This window comes from Hymenobacter coalescens (assembly GCF_054783195.1).
Window position 1 is genome coordinate 328,200 of record NZ_BAAGRA010000014.1, and the last position, 16,308, is coordinate 344,507.

At 69.2% G+C, this 16,308-nt stretch carries 12 protein-coding genes; 7 read left to right on the forward strand and 5 right to left on the reverse strand.

The features are described 5' to 3' along the window. Positions 1-163 precede the first annotated feature (163 nt). The 5 genes from ACYVKQ_RS10665 to ACYVKQ_RS10685 form a co-directional block, all read right to left on the reverse strand. Positions 164-1,624 carry a TolC family protein gene (locus ACYVKQ_RS10665; RefSeq protein WP_460578145.1) on the reverse strand — a complete coding sequence of 487 codons (1,461 nt, stop codon included), beginning with the start codon at positions 1,622-1,624 and terminating at the stop codon, positions 164-166. Then, complete coding sequence (locus tag ACYVKQ_RS10670) at positions 1,621-3,015, reverse strand: HlyD family secretion protein (RefSeq protein WP_460578146.1); 1,395 nt, start codon at positions 3,013-3,015, stop codon at positions 1,621-1,623. The genes ACYVKQ_RS10665 and ACYVKQ_RS10670 overlap by 4 nt, the downstream gene beginning before the upstream one ends. A 51-nt stretch (positions 3,016-3,066) precedes the next feature. After that, complete coding sequence (locus ACYVKQ_RS10675; protein ID WP_460578147.1) at positions 3,067-4,794, reverse strand: peptidase domain-containing ABC transporter; 1,728 nt, start codon at positions 4,792-4,794, stop codon at positions 3,067-3,069. Between the two features lie 35 nt (positions 4,795-4,829). After that, on the reverse strand, positions 4,830-5,516 hold the full coding sequence (locus ACYVKQ_RS10680; protein ID WP_460578148.1) for a TetR/AcrR family transcriptional regulator: 687 nt from the start codon (positions 5,514-5,516) through the stop codon (positions 4,830-4,832). Positions 5,517-5,692: 176 nt separating this feature from the next. Continuing rightward, a complete protein-coding gene (locus ACYVKQ_RS10685; RefSeq protein WP_460578149.1) occupies positions 5,693-8,209 on the reverse strand; it encodes a cation-translocating P-type ATPase in 2,517 nt (838 codons plus the stop codon). Positions 8,210-8,529: 320 nt separating this feature from the next. On the opposite strand from ACYVKQ_RS10685, the gene ACYVKQ_RS10690 reads away from it, so the two are divergent. From ACYVKQ_RS10690 to ppsA, 7 genes are all read left to right on the forward strand, one after another. After that, complete coding sequence (locus ACYVKQ_RS10690; protein WP_460578150.1) at positions 8,530-8,931, forward strand: globin family protein; 402 nt, start codon at positions 8,530-8,532, stop codon at positions 8,929-8,931. Positions 8,932-9,067: 136 nt separating this feature from the next. Beyond that, positions 9,068-10,495, forward strand: coding sequence for a BON domain-containing protein (locus ACYVKQ_RS10695; protein WP_460578151.1), 1,428 nt, complete (start codon positions 9,068-9,070; stop codon positions 10,493-10,495). An 81-nt stretch (positions 10,496-10,576) separates the two neighbouring features. Beyond that, a complete protein-coding gene (locus tag ACYVKQ_RS10700) occupies positions 10,577-10,795 on the forward strand; it encodes a hypothetical protein (protein WP_460578152.1) in 219 nt (72 codons plus the stop codon). Positions 10,796-10,818: 23 nt separating this feature from the next. After that, entirely contained in the window at positions 10,819-11,643 is an 825-nt protein-coding gene (locus ACYVKQ_RS10705) for a universal stress protein (protein WP_460578153.1), read from the forward strand. A gap of 46 nt (positions 11,644-11,689) precedes the next feature. Further along, a complete protein-coding gene (locus ACYVKQ_RS10710) occupies positions 11,690-12,586 on the forward strand; it encodes a universal stress protein (RefSeq protein WP_460578154.1) in 897 nt (298 codons plus the stop codon). Between the two features lie 327 nt (positions 12,587-12,913). Further along, positions 12,914-13,801 carry a universal stress protein gene (locus ACYVKQ_RS10715; protein WP_460578155.1) on the forward strand — a complete coding sequence of 296 codons (888 nt, stop codon included), beginning with the start codon at positions 12,914-12,916 and terminating at the stop codon, positions 13,799-13,801. A 48-nt stretch (positions 13,802-13,849) separates the two neighbouring features. Then, positions 13,850-16,273 carry a phosphoenolpyruvate synthase gene (gene ppsA / locus ACYVKQ_RS10720; RefSeq protein ID WP_460578156.1) on the forward strand — a complete coding sequence of 808 codons (2,424 nt, stop codon included), beginning with the start codon at positions 13,850-13,852 and terminating at the stop codon, positions 16,271-16,273. The last annotated feature ends 35 nt before the right edge of the window (positions 16,274-16,308 follow it).

The following is a 16,308-nucleotide window of genomic DNA, read 5'->3' on the forward strand; positions in this document are numbered from 1 at the left end:
GGGCAAGGCGATTGGGGGGTGGTAAAGCTACGCACCGGGCGGTGGCTGGTTCTGCGCAGCTCCCCACGAAGCCGGGCGCCCGGCAGTACCCGGCCTGAGCCGCGGGCCAGCGGCCCGCGGCTCAGGTCCGTCACCGACGAATTGCCGGCGCCGGTCGTCGGGGCTATTGCCCGCCGGCGGCCCAGCGCAGCGTGGCCAGCGTTTGCGCGTATTTGGCCTGCAGTTCGGCCAGCTTCACGCGGGCGTTGATTAGACTGGCCTCGCGCGAGTTGATCAGGAACACGGAGCTTTCCCCGCCTTCAAAGCGCGTTTGCTCGCCGTTGCGCAGGCGCTCGGCGTTTTGCACGGCCTGAGCCTGCAGGCGCAGCTGCTCCAGCAGGGCGGCCTGCTCGTTGGCCACGCTGCGCAGGCCCGCGTCGATGGCGCGCCCGTCCTGGGCCAGGTCCAACTCGGTCTCCCGAAACTTGAGCTGGTTGATCTGCAGCTTGGCGCGCTCCTGGCGCAGCAACAGCGGGTAAGCCAAGCTCACGCCCAGCTTGTAGTTGTTTTGCAGGTACGCCCCGGTAAACGAGGCGCGGGTTTCGCCGCCGAAGGGGGCCCCCGGCTGCAGCAGGTTGTAGTCGAGGTTGAGCTTGGGCAGCAGCTTATTGTTGAGCAAGCGGCGCTCCACGCCCAGCTGCACCAGCTTGGCGCGGCTCTTGAGCAGGTCGGGGTGCACCTGGCGGGCCTGCTCGGCCAGCAGGCTCAGGGAGTCGGCGGGCAACGGCTGCCAGCGGGCCGGGCCGGGCAGGGGCTCGGGGCGCACGCCGGCGGGCAGCTCGCGCGGCTGCTGCTGCTCGTCCCACAGGTAAGTGCTCAGCAGCAGGGTGGCGTTTTGCCACTGCACCTGCGCCTGCACCAGCGAGGCCTGCCGGTTTTGCAGCTCCAGCAGCGCCTCCACCGAGTCGATGGCGGCTAAGTCGCCGAGGCGCACCCGCTCGCGCACGGCCCGGAAGCGGATTTCGGCGAAGGCCACGTTCTGGCGCAGCAGCTGCTGGCGCTGGTAGCCCACCGTCCAGTCCCAGTAGTCTTTGGTGGCTTGGAGCACCAGCTTATTGAGGGCGCCGCGGCGCTCGGCTTCGGCCAGACCTTGCAGGGCCTGGGCCTGGCGCACGGCCGCGCGCCGCTCGTCGATGAGCAAGCCCTGGGCCAGCGGCACCGACACGCCCACGTAGCTCAGGCCGGATAAAGCGGTGTAGTTTTCAGGGTTGACGTACGGCCCCACGCCCCGCTCGAAGCCGGCCTTCACCTCCGCCCCGAACCAGAGCGGCACGCGCAGCTGCGAGTCCCAGTCGTGGAAGTATTCCTTGCCGCCGAGCTGCTTGCCGTAGTATTTGCCGGCCAGCGCGGGGTCGAACTGCCCGCGGGCAAAGCGCACCTCCTGGGCGGCGCGCTCGGGCAGCAGGCCGGCCTGCCGGGCCACGGGGTGGCGCAGCGTCACGAAGGTGAGCAGGTCGGCCAGGCTAAAGACCTGACCGGTATCGGGGGCCGCGGCGGCGGCCGCGAGGGGCGGCGTCGGCTGCGCCGGCACGGCATGCGCGGCAACCAGCAACAGCCCCAAGGTCAACACGCGTAACAGCCTCATTTCGCTTCTTCGTCATCGGCCGGCGCGGCCTTTTTGCTGTCTTTCGCTTTGTCTTTACCGCCAGTAGCCACCGGGGTGGGCTGGAAGTCGGGAGGGAAACCGTTGACCTGCCGCCATAGTTCGTACCAGATGGACACGTCGCCCAGCAGAGCCCAGCCGTACACCCCCGAGCCCACGCGCAGGGGCTTGGGCCAGGGCTCCAAGGCCGGATCGGGCGTGACGAGGATGCGGTACTGCCCCTGCGAGTCGATGTTGTCAATGACGGCCACCACGCCGCCGAAGGTGCCGAAGCTGCTGCCGGGCCAGCCGCTGAACACCAGCGCGGGCCAGCCGTCGAACTGCAGGCGCACCTTGCGGCCCACCGAAAGCAGCGGAATGTCCATGGGCTTCACGTAGAGCTCGGCGGCCAGGGCCGGGGCGTCGGGCATCACCGTTATCAGCGGTTCGCCCTCCTTGATGATGTCGCCTAAGCCGGTTTTTAGCGCCCGCACCACGTAGCCGTCCTGCGGAGCCGTGATGTGGTAGAAGCCCGAGCGGATGCGCAGGTTGGCCAGCTCGTTGCGCATCTTGGCAATCTGCCCTTCCGTGTCGAACTGGTAGCCCGTGGCCGAGCGGCGGTCCGACTCGGACTTGGAAATCTTGTCCTGGTACTCCGCTTGCAGCGAAGCCAGCTCCAGTTCGGCGTTGCGCAGCTCTTGCTGGGTGGCCCCCAGCTTGTTTTCGGTCGACTGCCGCTTGGCCGTGCTTTCCTGAAACTTCAGGCGGCGCTGCTCCACCTCCGTGAGGCTCTTGAGGCCCTGCGCGTACAGCGCTTCCTGGCGGGCGAGCTGCTGGCGGGCAATGTCGAAGTCGTTGTTGGCGGCGCGCAGCTCGGCCTGGTCGGAGTTGAGCTTGAGGCGGGTCTGCTCCACCTTGTTGCGCGCCTTGCTCAGGCTCACCTCCAGGCCCGCGCGCAGGGCTTCCTGCTGGGTACCCAGGGCCACGGTTTTGGCGCGGTTTTCCTCCAGCGAGGCGATTTTGGCCTCCAGCTGCTCCTGGGTGCGCCGCAGCAGCTCCGGGTCGAAGTACTTGTCCTTGACTTCGGCAATGTCCACGAGCGTGTCGCCGCGGCGCACGCGCTGGCCCTCACGCACCCGCCACCGCTCGATGCGGCCGGCTATGGTGCTGGGCACGGTCTGGGGGCGGTCCTGGGGCCGCAGCGTGGTCAGTGTGCCGGCCGAGCGGATGTTTTGCGTCCAGGGCAGAAAGCCGGCCAGCAGCAGCACCAGGCCCAGCCCGGCGGCCCAGCGGGCGAGGGTGCGGCCGGACGAGGGGGTTTGCACCCGCGCAAACGACCGGAAGCGACCGGCCAGCGGATCGGTTTCGGCCAGCGGATGTTCGGCGAAAGGCATGGCAAACGAAGCGTAGGAAGTGAAGAAAAAAAGCAGAAAATAAACCGGTCGTTAGGCCAGCAGCGGTTGCAGTTCGGGCTGCCGTGACACGTCGGCAAAGGCCCCGTCGGCCACGAGGCGGCCCTCACGCAGCACGGCCAGGCGCGGACACAGCTGAAGCACGCGCAAGTCGTTGGAGGCCAGCACCACCGTCCAGCCCGGGCCTTCGTGCAGCACGCGGCGCAGCACGCGCAGGCGCTCGGCGGGCTCCACGCCGGGCAAGAAGTCGTCGAGCAGCAGCAGGCGCGGGCGGCGCACCAGGGCGCGGGCCAGCAGCAGCTTCTGGCGGGTGCTCTCGGCCAGCGGCAACCCGATGCCCAAAGGCGTGCGCAGGCCCAGCGGACGGGCGTACACGTCGTCGCGCAAGCCCACCATCTCCAAGGCCCAGGTCACGTCCTCAGGGCCGATGCCCGGCTGCTCCAACGTCAAATTGTCGAGTAAGGTGCCGTCGAACAGGTTCTGGTGCGAGATGTTGTCGCCCACGTACCGGCCCACCGCGTCGGCGGTCAGGTCTTGCAGGGCCAGCTGCTCGTACGACAAGGCGCCGGTGTGGCCCTGCAGCAGGCCCGCCAGGATGCGCAGCAGGGTGGTTTTGCCCGAGCCATCGAAGCCGGCCAGGCCCAGGTGCTCGCCCGCGGCCAGCGTCAGGTCGATGCCGTCGAGGGTGGGATGCTCGTGGTCGGGGTACGCGTAGCGCAGCTGCCGCAGCTCCACGCGCAGGCCGCCGGTGCCCGCGGGCAGGGCAAGGCCATCGGGGCGGGCGTCCACCACCGGCAGGTCGAGCACGTGCCCGATTTTGTCGATGGAGGTCAGCGCATCGTACACCACATCCAGCTTCATGAGCACCTTTTCCACGGCCGAAATCGTGAGGATGATGACGATTTCGGCGGCCACGAACTGCCCGATGTTCATCTGCCGGTTGATGAGCAGCCAGCAGCCGATGGAGAGCAGGGCCGCCGTGATGAGCGTCTTAAAGGCCACAAAGCCCCAGTACTGGGTCAGCAGCACGCGAAAGTGGCTTTGGCGGGCCGTCAGGTAGCCCTCCAGCAGGTCGTCGGTGCGGTCCAGGGCCAGGGCCTGCCGGGGCGGGTGGCGAAAAGTGTGTACGGTACGGGCCACGTCTTCCAGCCAGGCCACCAGCTTGTACTTGTACTTGGACTCCTGCAGGCTGGTGCGCAGGCCCTGGGGACTGGTGGCGCGCAGCAGCAGCCCGAGCAGCACCACCAGCAGCACCCCGAAGGCGATGAACACAGGGTGGTAAAACGTCAGCAGGATGATGCCGAACAGGATCTGCAGCGCCGCGGCCGAAAACTCCAGCAGCAGCGTGGCCAGGCCCTTTTGCAGCGTGGGCGCGTCGAGCAGGCGGTTCATCAGCTCGGGCAGGTACTGCCCGTTCAGGGCCTCGGCGCGCACCCGCGGCAGGCGCAGGGCAAAGTCGAGGCTGACGCGCGCAAACAGGCGCTGCTGCATGCGCTCCACCAGGTGCACCTGCATCACCTGCATGCCCCCCACCAGCAGCGTGCCCAGCACGATCAGCGCGATGAGCACGACCAGCGACGTGCTGACGGCCCCGCTGCTCACGAAGCCGATGACCGACTGCACGCCCAGCGGCAGCGAAAGGTTGATAAGCCCAGCCAGGGCTGCGTACACGTACACGTAGAAAATGTCGCGGCGCTCGGCCGCCAGCAGGCGCCAGAAGCGCTGGCCGGGCGTTAGGGCAGAAGCATGCAAATCAGCCATGCGGGTAATGCGGCGTTAAGAACGAAAACAAAAACCTAGCGGGGGGCATCGGTCCGCAGGGCGGCGAAGGCCAGGTTTTCGAGGAAGTGGTACAGGTTTTCTTCGGCGGTGCCGACGGCCGTATCCGTGAGGGAAGGCAGGTGCTGGGCAAAAAACAGCTGCTTGCGCGCGGCCTCCAGCAGCGTGCTCACCAGCGCGTGCGGAAACGGGTAGTGCGGGTTGATTTCCTGCACCACCGCCACGATGCTGGCGGCCAGTCGCTTGTATTCCCGGAACAGGCCTGCCTGGTTATCCTCGTCTACGTCGCGCGTCAGGTAAGCCTTGGAGGCCTCGTTCACCACAATGCGGTACAGCGCGGCCTCGTCGACCTGCATAGTGGTCGGGTCGTCTTGGTGGGCGCGGGTGAGGATGCGCAGCATCAGGCGCAGGCGCTCGGCGGCGTCGGGCACGTTGTGGGTGTGAAACCGAAACTGGTAGCCCATCCACACCCAGTACCACGACACGAGGTACACGAGCAGCCGGTGCTTGTTTTCGAAATAGCGGTACAGCGACGCTTCCGTGGATTGCAGCCGCTGGGCCAGTTTCTTGAACGTGAAATGCTCAAACCCGATTTCGTCGATGAGCCCGATGCTTTCGGCTACCAGCCGGCGCCCCAAGTCGGTGTCCTGCGGGTCGCGCAGGTAGAGTTTCTCGTTGAGCGCCACGCGCAGGGAAGCATCCATAAGCAGCAAACCGTAATCGGCGTTGCGCCCGGCCCCATGCCCGGCGCAGCCACCGCTGACGCTGCAAATATACGCGTGCTTTTGAAAATGATAGTAATACTATCAAATAAAATAGTGCCGGCCCACTTGCTGACCGGATCATTTGCTGCCCGGCCAGCCCCCCAACGCCCGCTCGGCTATGCTGGGCCGGAGCCGGAGCGCACGGCTTTGTACACTTCAAACCAACCGGTGGACCCGGCCGCCACCGCCGCGCAGGCCGCCAGCTGCGCAGCCGTAAGCGGCTGCAATTGGAATAATTGCTGCAGCGCGGGCACCCACAGGCACAGGGCCAGCAGCAGCAGGGAGAGGGCCAGCACGCCGGGCACCAGCGGATTGGCGTAGCGCAGCGTGGTGCGCAGCGTGTAGCGCCGCGAGCGGCCCACGAGTGTCAGCAGGGCGTTGGCCAGCACCAGCGTCGTGAATACCATCGTGCGCACGAGCGGCTCAGCGGCAGCCTGCTGCTGGACGTAATAGCCGAGGCCGAGCACCCCCGCCGCCACCACCGCTCCCTGCAGCAAGCTGCCGCTGAGCTCATTCCAGGAGAGAAAAGTGGCGTCGACCGGGCGCGGGGGCTCCTGCAGGGTGCCGGCTTCCATGGGTTCGTGCTCGTACACGATGGAGCAGGTAGGGCCCATCAGCAATTCCAGAAAGATGACGTGTACCGGCCCCAGCAGCACGGGGAAGCGCCACGCCAGCATCGAGGGCACCAGCACGGCCAGCACCAGCGGCACGTGGATGGCAATGATGTACTGGACGGCTTTCTTGAGGTTGTGGTAGATCTTGCGGCCGAAGCCCACGGCCGTCACCATGCCCGTCAGCTCGTCGTCGAGCAGGACCAGGGCGGCCGCCTGCCGGGCCAGCTCGGTGCCGCGCCGGCCCATGGCCACGCCGATGTGGGCCGCTTTCAGGGCGGGCGCATCGTTTACGCCGTCGCCGGTCATGGCCACCACCTCGCCGTTGGCTTTCAGCGCCTCAATGACGCGCAGCTTGGCTTCCGGAAACATGCGGGCGTACAGGTTCACGGCCCCCACCCGGGCGCGCAGGGCGGTTTCGTCCAGCGCCAGCACGTCGGCGCCGGTCAGCACCGGCTCGGGGCGGCGCAGGCCCACTTGCCGGGCAATGGCGAGGGCCGTCAGCGCGTTGTCGCCGGTAATCATCTTGACCTGAATGCCCGCCTCGTAAAACTGCCGCAGCACGGCGGCCGAGCTGGCCTTGGGCGGGTCGCTGAAACCCACCAGCCCCACCAATTCCCAGGCAAATTCTTCCTGGCTGGCCGGGTAGCCCGCGGCGGGGCACTCGCTGCGGGCCACGCCCAGCACCCGCAGCCCAGTGGCCGCCATGGCTTGCAGCGCCGCCAGGGCGGCCTCGCGGGCCTCGGCGGGCAGGTGCGCGCGGGCTATCAGGCCTTCCGGGGCGCCCTTGGCGGCCACCACCCGGTGCCCGGCTGCGTTGCCAAACACGTGGGTCATCAGGGGCGGGTGCCCGGCCAGCGGGTACTCGTGCACCAGCCGGTAGGCCGGGCGGGCGTCCGCCGGCCCCACGGCGGCCGCGTAGGCCTGGTGCAGGGCCTGCTCCATCGGGTCGAAGGGCTGCGGCTCGCTGGCCCACATGGCCGTGGCCAGCAGCGCCTGCTGCGGGGGGCGCAGCGGCGCGCCGGGCCGAAACTCCTGGGGCGCCGCGTCGCCGGGGCAGTAGAGCTGGCTGAGCGTCATGCGGTTTTGGGTGAGGGTGCCGGTTTTGTCGACGCCGATGACGGTGGCCGAACCAAGCGTTTCCACCGTTTGGGGCAGCCGGGTAAGGACGCCCCGTTGCATCAGCCGCCAAGCGCCCAGGGCCATGAACACGGCCAGGGCCACCGGAATTTCCTCGGGCAGAATGGCCATGGCCAAAGTCAGGCCGTGCAGCAGCCCGTGCGCCAGGCTGCCCGATTCCCACCAGTTGTAGGCCCACACAAGCACGAACGCGCCGGCGCCCACCAGCGCCATGCGCCGCACGAAATCCGCAATCTGGCGCTGCAGGGGGGTGGGCGGCGCCTCGATGGTTTGCATCAGGCCGCCGATGCGGCCCAGCCGGGTGGCGCCGCCCACGGCCGACACCCGCACAACGGCCGAGCCGCGCGTGACGGCCGAGCCGGCGTATACCAGCTGGCGGCCGTCAGCGTTTTTGGGTACCGGCAGCGATTCGCCGGTCAGAAACGATTCATCGGTGAGCAGGTCGTAGGCTTGCAGCAGCACCCCGTCGGCCACCACCTGCTCGCCTTCGGCCACCACCAGCACGTCGCCCACCACCACCTCTGCGGCGGGCAGCTCCACCAGCTGGCCGTGGCGCCGCAGCCGGGCTTGGGGCTGCGTCAGGTCTTGCAGGGCGCGCAGGGCCCGGTCGCTGCGGGCGCCCTGATACAGTGAGATGCCCGCGACCAGCGCCGTGGCCCCGAGCAGCGTCAGCGCTTCGGTTCGACTGCCGATCAGCAGGTACACGCCCGCCGTGAGCACCAGCAGCACGAACATCGGCTCGGTAAGGATGCGCCGCGCCACGAGCCAGAGGTCACTGCGCCCGGAGCGCACGAGCACGTTGCGGCCGAAACGGTGCTGTTGAAGCCGGACTTCGGCCTCCGTGAGGCCGGGCGGCAGCGTAGCGGCGTGGGGAGCAACCATATAAAGCAGGCAGGGGGTGAGCGAGAACGGAAAGCGTGCCGCCGGAAACTGCGCTGAAGGTCGGGGGCAGTTCAGCGCTGAAAGGTGATGAAAATCAACATTTCACGTGATTATTGTCGCTGCCGGCACGCGCAGGGCGCGGCATCTTTGCTGAACAAGTCGCCGGCCGCTTGCCGGCGCCGTCTTTTCCCTTCATTGCTTTACTGCCATGGTTACGCCCACGTTTTGGTTTTCGGTGATGGTGCTGTTGGTGGCCGCTTTGACGTGGCACGCGGCCCGGCCGGCCCGCTATGCCGGATCGATTTCCTAAGCCTGCTCCGATGGTTCTCCGCCCACCCACGCGGCCGCTGCCCGACCTGAGCAGCCCGCTCGAGCGCCGCCGGTTCGCACGGCTGTTCACCGCTCGGGTCGCCGATGACGCCCTGCTCGGACCCGTGTTCGGGCGGCCCCAGGAGCCGGCGCAGGCCGAGTACGAGTGGTGGGAGCGGGCCCTGGCCGGCCACTGCTACCTGGGGCGGCCGCCGCACGGCGGCCATTGGCCATGCAGCGAAGCCCAGGTGCGGCGGTGGCGGCAGCTGCTCACCGCCACGTTTCGCTCCGCCTTCGCGGGGCCCCAGGCCGCCGAAGCCGAGGCCCGGCTGCTCAACGAAGCCGCCATGCGCGGGCACTGGCAGCTCACGCAGCGGCACCGCCCGGCCCCCGCGCTGCGGCAGGCCGCCTAGGGGCTGGGCCGCTGGTCGCGGGCGTGGACCCGAACGGGTGAAAATGACGAATGTCAGCCGCTTGACCTGATAAATCGCGTGTCCGGCCTGGGTTGCCCCCGCTACCTTGGCCCAGGTTCCCAACTCCATTCCTGCCATGATACCCCAGCCCACACCTGCCGCCGAGGAACGCCTGGCCGACACCGACATCACGGCGGCCATTGAGCGGTATTTTCTGATCAAGAAAGGCGTCGCGTCGCAGCTCATTGAGGTCGAAACCCACGAGGGCATCGTCCAACTCAGCGGGTTCACCAACTGCCTGCTTTCCCGTGAGCGGGCCGAAGCCATTGCCAAAGCCGTGCGCGGGGTGCGCGGGGTCATCAACGAGCTCGTCGTTCGCACCGCCGACGTGCCCGACGCCGAACTGCAGGCGGCCGTGGAATACGCCTTGGCCCAGGACCCGGTCACGGCCGATTTCAACGTGCGCTGCGCCGTGCACGACGGGCAGGTGCTTGTGCGCGGAGCCGTGCAGTCGTGGGCGGAAGCCCAACTGGTGCTCCAGGCGCTGAAAGGCGTGCGCGGCGTGCGCCGGATTGCCAACGAGTTGGCGGTGCGTGGGGGGCAGGTGACCAACTCCGACGCGGAAATCACGGCCGAAATCCGAACCCTGCTCGACTGGGACCTGCGCGTGAAAAGCGAGCTGGTGACCGTGCACGCCGAGCGCGGCGTGGTGCACCTGGCCGGCACGGTGGGTACCATGGCCGAACGCGACCAAGTGGTGGCCTTGGCATACACGGCCGGCGCCACTTCGGTGGACGCCCACGACCTGTTCGTGGCCTCCTGGGCGCTGGACAAGGAGCTGCGGCGCCAGAAGCTGGCCCCCAAGGCCGACGCGGACATTGCCCGCGCCGTGCGCGACGTGCTCGGCTACGATCCGCGCTGCCGCGCCTTCAGCCTCACGGTGCACGTGCGCGACGGGGTGGTGACGCTGGCCGGCACCGTCAGCCACCTGCGGGCCCGGCTGGCTGCCGCGGCCGATGCGGCCAACGTGGTGGGCGTGCGCGAGGTGCGCAACCTGCTGCTGGTGCGCGCCGACTACCCGGCCCCCGATGCCGCTACCCAGGAGCACGTGAAGGCGGCGCTGGCCTGCGACCCGTTCGTGGGCCACTACGACTTCACCATCAACGTGAGCAACGGCAAAGTGCAGCTCTACGGCACCGTGGACTCGCACGCCGACCAGGAGTGGGCCGCCGACGTGGCCGCGGGCGTGCCGGGCGTGCTGGACGTGGCCAACCACGTGCAGTGCTACCCCAACCTGGAGCCCCTCACCGCGGCGCCAACCGCGGAGTCGGCTACTCCCGGGCGTCCCGAGCCCGACCACGTGCTGGAGCAGCGCATCCGCCACCACTATTACTGGTCGGCGCTGCTGCACGATCAGCCCATCCGCATCGGCGTGCACGAAGGGCGCGTGACGCTCACCGGCACCGTGGACACCCGGCTGGACCGCCAGTGCGCCGCCACCGAAGCCTACGCCTGCGGCGCCCGCGACGTGAACAACCACCTGCGCCTGCGTTCGGCCGACTGAGGGTGCCGCGCCCCGCGGCCGCGTGCCGGCTCGTCGCCCACCCGCGTGCTTTTCTGCTTACCTACCTGCTTACCCGCTGCCATGAACCGCCGCCCCCGCCCCCGCTTTGCTTTCCCGACGCGCGAAGTGCCCGCTGCCCGCGTGGCGCCGCGCCGCCCGCCCGCCGACTACGCGGCGGCCGCGTCGCTGTCCGGCGCCGGGCGGGGCGCCGGGTGTGCCTGGGCCGACGACCAATTGACCGAAGCCAGCGGCCTGGCCCGCAATAAACACTTGCTGGGACCGTACGCGGGCTCTTTCTAAACCCTTCGTTTTCCTTTATTGCCATGACCACGCCCGCCATTGTCGTACTCACCGACTTCTTCGCCGTTTCCAACCGCGCCCTCTCGTACGCGGCCGGGCTGGCCGTGCCGCTGCAGGCCCACCTGGTGCTGCTGCACGTGCGCCACGATGCGCTGCTCTCGCCCGAAGAATACCGCCACGCCGAGCCCAGCGAGCGGCAGACCCGGCAGGCGCTGAACGCGCTGGCCGGCGAGCAGCCCGTGCCCACGCAGGTAGAGGTGTCGGAGGGTTTCCTGCCGGAGGCCGTGGCCGAGGCCGTGCGCCACCACCAGCCGCAGCTGCTGGTGCTGGGCCGCCCCGGCACGGCCACCATGCCGGTGGAAGTGGTGACCAGCGCCGCGCTGGATTTGCTGCGCCACGTGCCCTACCCGTTGCTGATTGTGCCCACCGTCGGCTGGGATACGTTTCCGCCGCGCCGCTTGGCGCTGGCCGTCGACGGCGACGCGTTTTCGCTCTACGAAAACCAGCACATCGTGCAGCAACTGCTGGAGCAGTTGCCCGCCACGCTCAACATCGTGCACGTCACCGACCGCAAGGACCCCGGGGCTGCTGCCGGACATGACGCCCTGCAAAGCGTGCTGCGCAGCGGGGTGGCACCACTGCTGGACGGCGCCGCCCGCCCGCACATCGTCTACAACGTGAACTGCGCCGAGGGCATCCTGCAGAGCGCGGCCGAATTGGAAGCCGACCTGCTGGTGCTCGTGGCGCGCCGCCACAACCTGCTCAGCAGCCTGTTTCACCGCAGCGTCACGGCCCAGGTCATCGGCGAAAGCCCGATTCCGGTGCTGCTGCTGCCGGCCTTGGACTAAGCCCCGCGCGTGCGCCGTCCAAACCCTTTACCTGTTTTGCTTGGCTATGGCTCTTTCCCTGATCGTCCTCACCAATTTCTACCAGCCCGGCCAGCGCGCCGTGCACTACGCCGACGCATTGGCCAGCGCCCTGGGGGCCCAGCTGGTGCTGCTGCACGTGAACCGCGCCTCCCTCTACGACCCGTATGTATTCGTGGGCGAAGACTGGCGCCGCGAAGAGCTGAACCGGGAAGCCACCACCAGCGCGCTGCTGGCCCAGCTGGCCAACCAGCTGCTGAGCCCGGCTACCGTGGAACTGGCCACCGACCTGCTGCCTGAAGTGGCGCAGGACCTGGTGACGCGGCACCAGCCGGCCCTCTTCGTGCTCGGCCTGCCCGCGCCCGGCCAGGGCGGCGACGCAGCCCAGCTAACCACCGCGGCCCTGGAGCTGCTGCGCGCCGCGCGCTTCCCCGTGCTGCTGGTGCCCGCCGGCCCGGAGCCGCCCTGCCCCCCCCGGCGCGTGCTGGTGGCGGCCGACCGCGAAGCCTTCGGGTTGGACCGCTCGGCCCGCGCGGTGGAGCTGCTGCTGCGCGGCCTCGGGGCCGCTCTCACGGTCGCCTACGTTTCGCCGGTGGAGGACGATGCCGGCTGTACCATGGCCCTGGAGGCGGTGCAGCGCAGCGGGCTGGCGGCCGGCTCGGCCCGCGTGGAGTTGCAGGGCTACCTGCACGCCAACCCCACGCTCGGGGTGCTCGAGGCCATCGACGCGACGCAGGCCGAGCTGGTGGTGCTGCAGGTGCGGGCGCGCAGCTACTTGGGCGAGTTGTTCCACCGCAGCGTTACGGCCCAGGTCGTGGCGCGCAGCCAGGTGCCCGTGCTGGCCGTGCCGGTGGTGGAGCCCGCGGCGGGCCGGCCCGCCGCGCGTCGCGCCGTCGACGACGGCTTGCTCTGGCCCGATCTGTAGCGCGCGTCTGCAGGAGTGGGCTTCGCCGGCCCGCCATCCGGCCCGGTACCGGGCCGGATGGCGGGCCGGCGCCGTGCGTTAGCCGGTGGCAGCGCCGCTGGGTTTTCGGGCCCACTTACCGCTGCTGCGCGGGGCGGGGTGGTCGAAGCGGGGCCGGCGGCAAATGTGACAAAAGTCACTGGCGAGGCTGGTATTAGTCATTCTGCGGCTGACCCCCGGCCTGCATTTTTACGCAGCAAACGCGGAATACCCCCGGTACCCGGCTTCTGAATCAGCCGCTTGTCCGGTCGGGTCCGTCGTTGCCGCCGCAGTTTACCGCCCGTTTCGATGGTGTCCTCTACGTTTGTCGCTCTGACGGATTTATCGCCCCAAGCCCACCGGGCCGCCTACCTGACGGCGCTGCTGGCCGGGGCCGTGGGGGCCGACCTGGTGCTGCTACACCTGCCGATACCGCCGGTGCTGGAGCCCGAGCTGGGCTTGGTGCTCACGCCCGCCGATGAACTGCTGCAGGAGCACGATACCGAAGCCGCGCTGGCCGCGGTGGCTGAGCGTCTGCCGGTGCCGGCCACCGTGTACCGCGCGGCCGGCGGCGTGCACGATGCCCTGCAGGCGCTGCAGCAGCGGCGGCCGCTCCAGCTCCTGGCCCTGGGGCTGGCGCCCGAGCACGATCTGCTCGACCAGCTGCTGCGCAACCACGTGCTGCCGGCGCTGCGCGACACGCACCTGCCGCTGCTGCTCGTGCCGGCCGCCGCTGCTCAAGACCCCGCGCTGCCCCGGCAGCTGGCCGTGGCCGTGGATGGGGACGCTTTTGAACTGACCCCCGAGGCCCGGCACCTCGTCGCGGCCCTCGGCCGCTGGCACCCCACCTACACCGTGGTGCACGTGGCCGAACCGCAGGCCGCGGGACAGCCCGCCATGCAGCGGGCCTTGGCGGCGGCCCGCCGCGGCGGCGCGGTGCCGGCCGGGGCGCCGGGCGGCTCTTACCAAGTGCGGCAGGCCTCGCGCAGCGCGGGTATCGTGCAGGCCGCTGCCGATATCCAGGCCGATTTGCTGGTGCTGGTAGCCCGCCCGCGCAGCTTGCTGCGGAGCCTGTTTCCCTGCCGCGTCACGGGGGAAGTGATGCGCCTGAGTTCCATTCCGCTGCTGCTCCTGCCCGCCGCCGACTCGGCGGCCGGTGCCCCCGAACGGCAGGCCGTGGACGGCCTGCTGTACTGAGCGACCATGGCCTGCGCCGGGCTGCTGTTTCCTTATTTTTCTCCTCTTATGGCACACGAACCCTATACCCTGTTCTTTCGGCAGCTCAACAACGACCAGGTGGCCGTGGTGGGCGGCAAGAATGCTTCCTTGGGCGAGCTATTCAACCGGCTCGCGCCGGCCGGCATCCGCGTCCCCAACGGCTTCGCCACGACGGCCGCCGCGTACTGGCGGTTCCTGGACGACAACCAGCTGCGCGAGCCGCTCGCCGCCCTGCTGCGGCAGGTAGACCGGGAGGAGTTCGGCAACCTGCGCGAGCTGGGCGCCCAGGCCCGGGCGCTGCTGGAGCAGGCCACCCTGCCGCCGCCCGTGGCCGAAGCCATTGTGCGGGCCTACCGGGAGCTGTGTGCTGGTTATCCCGAGCCCTTGCAGGTGGCGGCGCGCAGCAGTGCTACCGCCGAGGACCTGCCCACCGCCAGCTTCGCCGGCCAGCACGACTCGTTTCTGAACGTGCGCGGCGAGCAGGCCGTGCTGCAGGCCTGCCAGCGCTGCTACGTGTCGCTGTTCAACGACCGCGCCATCAAGTACCGCATCCAGAACGGCTTCGAGCACCTGCACGTGGCCCTGTCGGTGGGGGTGCAGGCCATGGTGCGCTCCGATTTGGCTTCGGCCGGGGTGGCCTTCACCATCGAGCCCGAAACCGGCCACGACAACTTCATCTACCTCACCGGCAGCTGGGGCCTGGGCGAAAACGTGGTGCAGGGCGCCGTCAACCCCGACGAGTTCTATCTCTTCAAGCCCGCCCTGCGCCAGGGCCACCGCGCGCTGGTTACGCGCAAGCTCGGCGACAAGGCCCAAACCATGCGCTACGCCCAGGACGCCCACGGGGCGGCTACCGGCATCGAAAATACCGCTACGCCGCCCGAAAAGCAGGCCGTGTTTGTGCTCAGCGACGAGGAAGCGCAGCTGCTGGGGCGCTGGTGCCTGCGCATCGAGGAGCACTACGGCATGCCCATGGACATCGAGTGGGCCAAAGACGGCGTTACCCAAGAGCTGTTCATCGTGCAGGCCCGCCCCGAAACCATCCACCACGGCCGGCAGGCGCTGCGCCTGCACGAGTACCAGCTCACCGGCACCGGGCCGGTGCTGGCCACCGGCAAGGCCGTGGGCAGCCAGATTGCGGCCGGGGTGGCGCGCATCATTCACTCGCCGGCCGAGGGGCACCGCCTGCAGCCGGGCGAAATCCTGGTGACCGACAGCACTAGCCCCGACTGGAACGTGGTGCTGCGTAAGGCCGCCGTCATCGTGACCAACAAGGGCGGGCGCACCAGCCACGCGGCCATCGTGGCCCGCGAGCTGGGCCTTTCGGCCGTGGTGGGCACCCTCGACGCCACCGACAAAATTCAGGACGGGCAGCTCATCACCGTGTCCTGCGCCGAGGGCGACGAGGGCCGCGTGTACGCCGGCCGCCTCAGCTGGCAGGAAACCGACCTCGACCTGACGCGCGTGGCGCTGCCGCGCACCAAGCCGCTGCTCATCCTGGCCGACCCCGGCCGGGCGCTGCAGCTGGCGCGCTACCCCAGCCAGGGCGTGGGGCTGATGCGCATGGAGTTCGTCATCAACAACGCCATCCGCATTCACCCCATGGCCTTGGTCGCTTTCGATCAGCTGCAGGACGCGGCCGCCCGCCGTGCCATCGAGCAGCTGACGGCGCACTACTCCAGCAAGCCCGAATACTTCGTCGACCAGCTGGCCCAGGCCATTGGCTTCGTGGCGGCCGCCTTCCACCCGCGGCCGGTGATTGTGCGCCTGAGCGACTTCAAAACCAACGAGTACGCCGGCCTGCTGGGCGGCCGGCAGTTCGAGCCCGCTGAGGAAAACCCCATGCTCGGCTTCCGCGGGGCCGCGCGCTACTACAGCCCGGAGTACCGTGAGGGGTTTCGGCTGGAGTGCGAAGCCCTGAAACGGGTGCACCGCGACATGGGCCTGACCAACGTGAAAGCCATGGTGCCTTTCTGCCGCACCGTGGCGGAGGGGCAGAAGGTGGTGGCGCTGATGGCCGAATACGGCCTGCCGCGCGGTGGCGCCGAAGGCCTGGAAATCTACGTGATGGCCGAAATTCCGAGCAACGTTATCCTGGCCGAGGACTTCGCCCAGGTGTTCGACGGGTTCAGCATCGGCTCCAACGACCTGACGCAGCTCACGCTCGGCATCGACCGCGACTCGGCCATCGTCAGCCCGCTGTTCGACGAGCGCAACCCGGCCGTGACGCGCCTGCTGGCCCAGGTCATCCGCACGGCCCGGGCCTGCGGGCGGCCCATCGGTTTGTGCGGGCAGGCCCCCAGCGACTACCCCGATTTCGCCCGCTTCCTGGTGGAGCAGGGCATCGACAGCATTTCCTTCACCCCGGACGCGCTGCTCACCGGCATGGCCAACATGGTGGAGGCCGAGCAGGCCCTGGCGGCGCAGCCGGCCCCGGCCGTGCCCGCCTGAACCACGCGCCTCGGCGGGCCTGCGAACCGCGCCGG

Coding starts and splice junctions, on each gene's coding strand:
- ACYVKQ_RS10700 (WP_460578152.1), top strand. CDS start 10,577: ATGAACCGCCGCCCCCGCCCCCGCTTTGCTTTCCCGACGCGCGAAGTG.
- ACYVKQ_RS10685 (WP_460578149.1), bottom strand. CDS start 8,209: ATGGTTGCTCCCCACGCCGCTACGCTGCCGCCCGGCCTCACGGAGGCC.
- ACYVKQ_RS10680 (WP_460578148.1), bottom strand. CDS start 5,516: ATGGATGCTTCCCTGCGCGTGGCGCTCAACGAGAAACTCTACCTGCGC.
- ACYVKQ_RS10705 (WP_460578153.1), top strand. CDS start 10,819: ATGACCACGCCCGCCATTGTCGTACTCACCGACTTCTTCGCCGTTTCC.
- ACYVKQ_RS10695 (WP_460578151.1), top strand. CDS start 9,068: ATGATACCCCAGCCCACACCTGCCGCCGAGGAACGCCTGGCCGACACC.
- ACYVKQ_RS10715 (WP_460578155.1), top strand. CDS start 12,914: ATGGTGTCCTCTACGTTTGTCGCTCTGACGGATTTATCGCCCCAAGCC.
- ACYVKQ_RS10690 (WP_460578150.1), top strand. CDS start 8,530: ATGGTTCTCCGCCCACCCACGCGGCCGCTGCCCGACCTGAGCAGCCCG.
- ACYVKQ_RS10710 (WP_460578154.1), top strand. CDS start 11,690: ATGGCTCTTTCCCTGATCGTCCTCACCAATTTCTACCAGCCCGGCCAG.
- ACYVKQ_RS10675 (WP_460578147.1), bottom strand. CDS start 4,794: ATGGCTGATTTGCATGCTTCTGCCCTAACGCCCGGCCAGCGCTTCTGG.
- ACYVKQ_RS10670 (WP_460578146.1), bottom strand. CDS start 3,015: ATGCCTTTCGCCGAACATCCGCTGGCCGAAACCGATCCGCTGGCCGGT.
- ppsA (WP_460578156.1), top strand. CDS start 13,850: ATGGCACACGAACCCTATACCCTGTTCTTTCGGCAGCTCAACAACGAC.
- ACYVKQ_RS10665 (WP_460578145.1), bottom strand. CDS start 1,624: ATGAGGCTGTTACGCGTGTTGACCTTGGGGCTGTTGCTGGTTGCCGCG.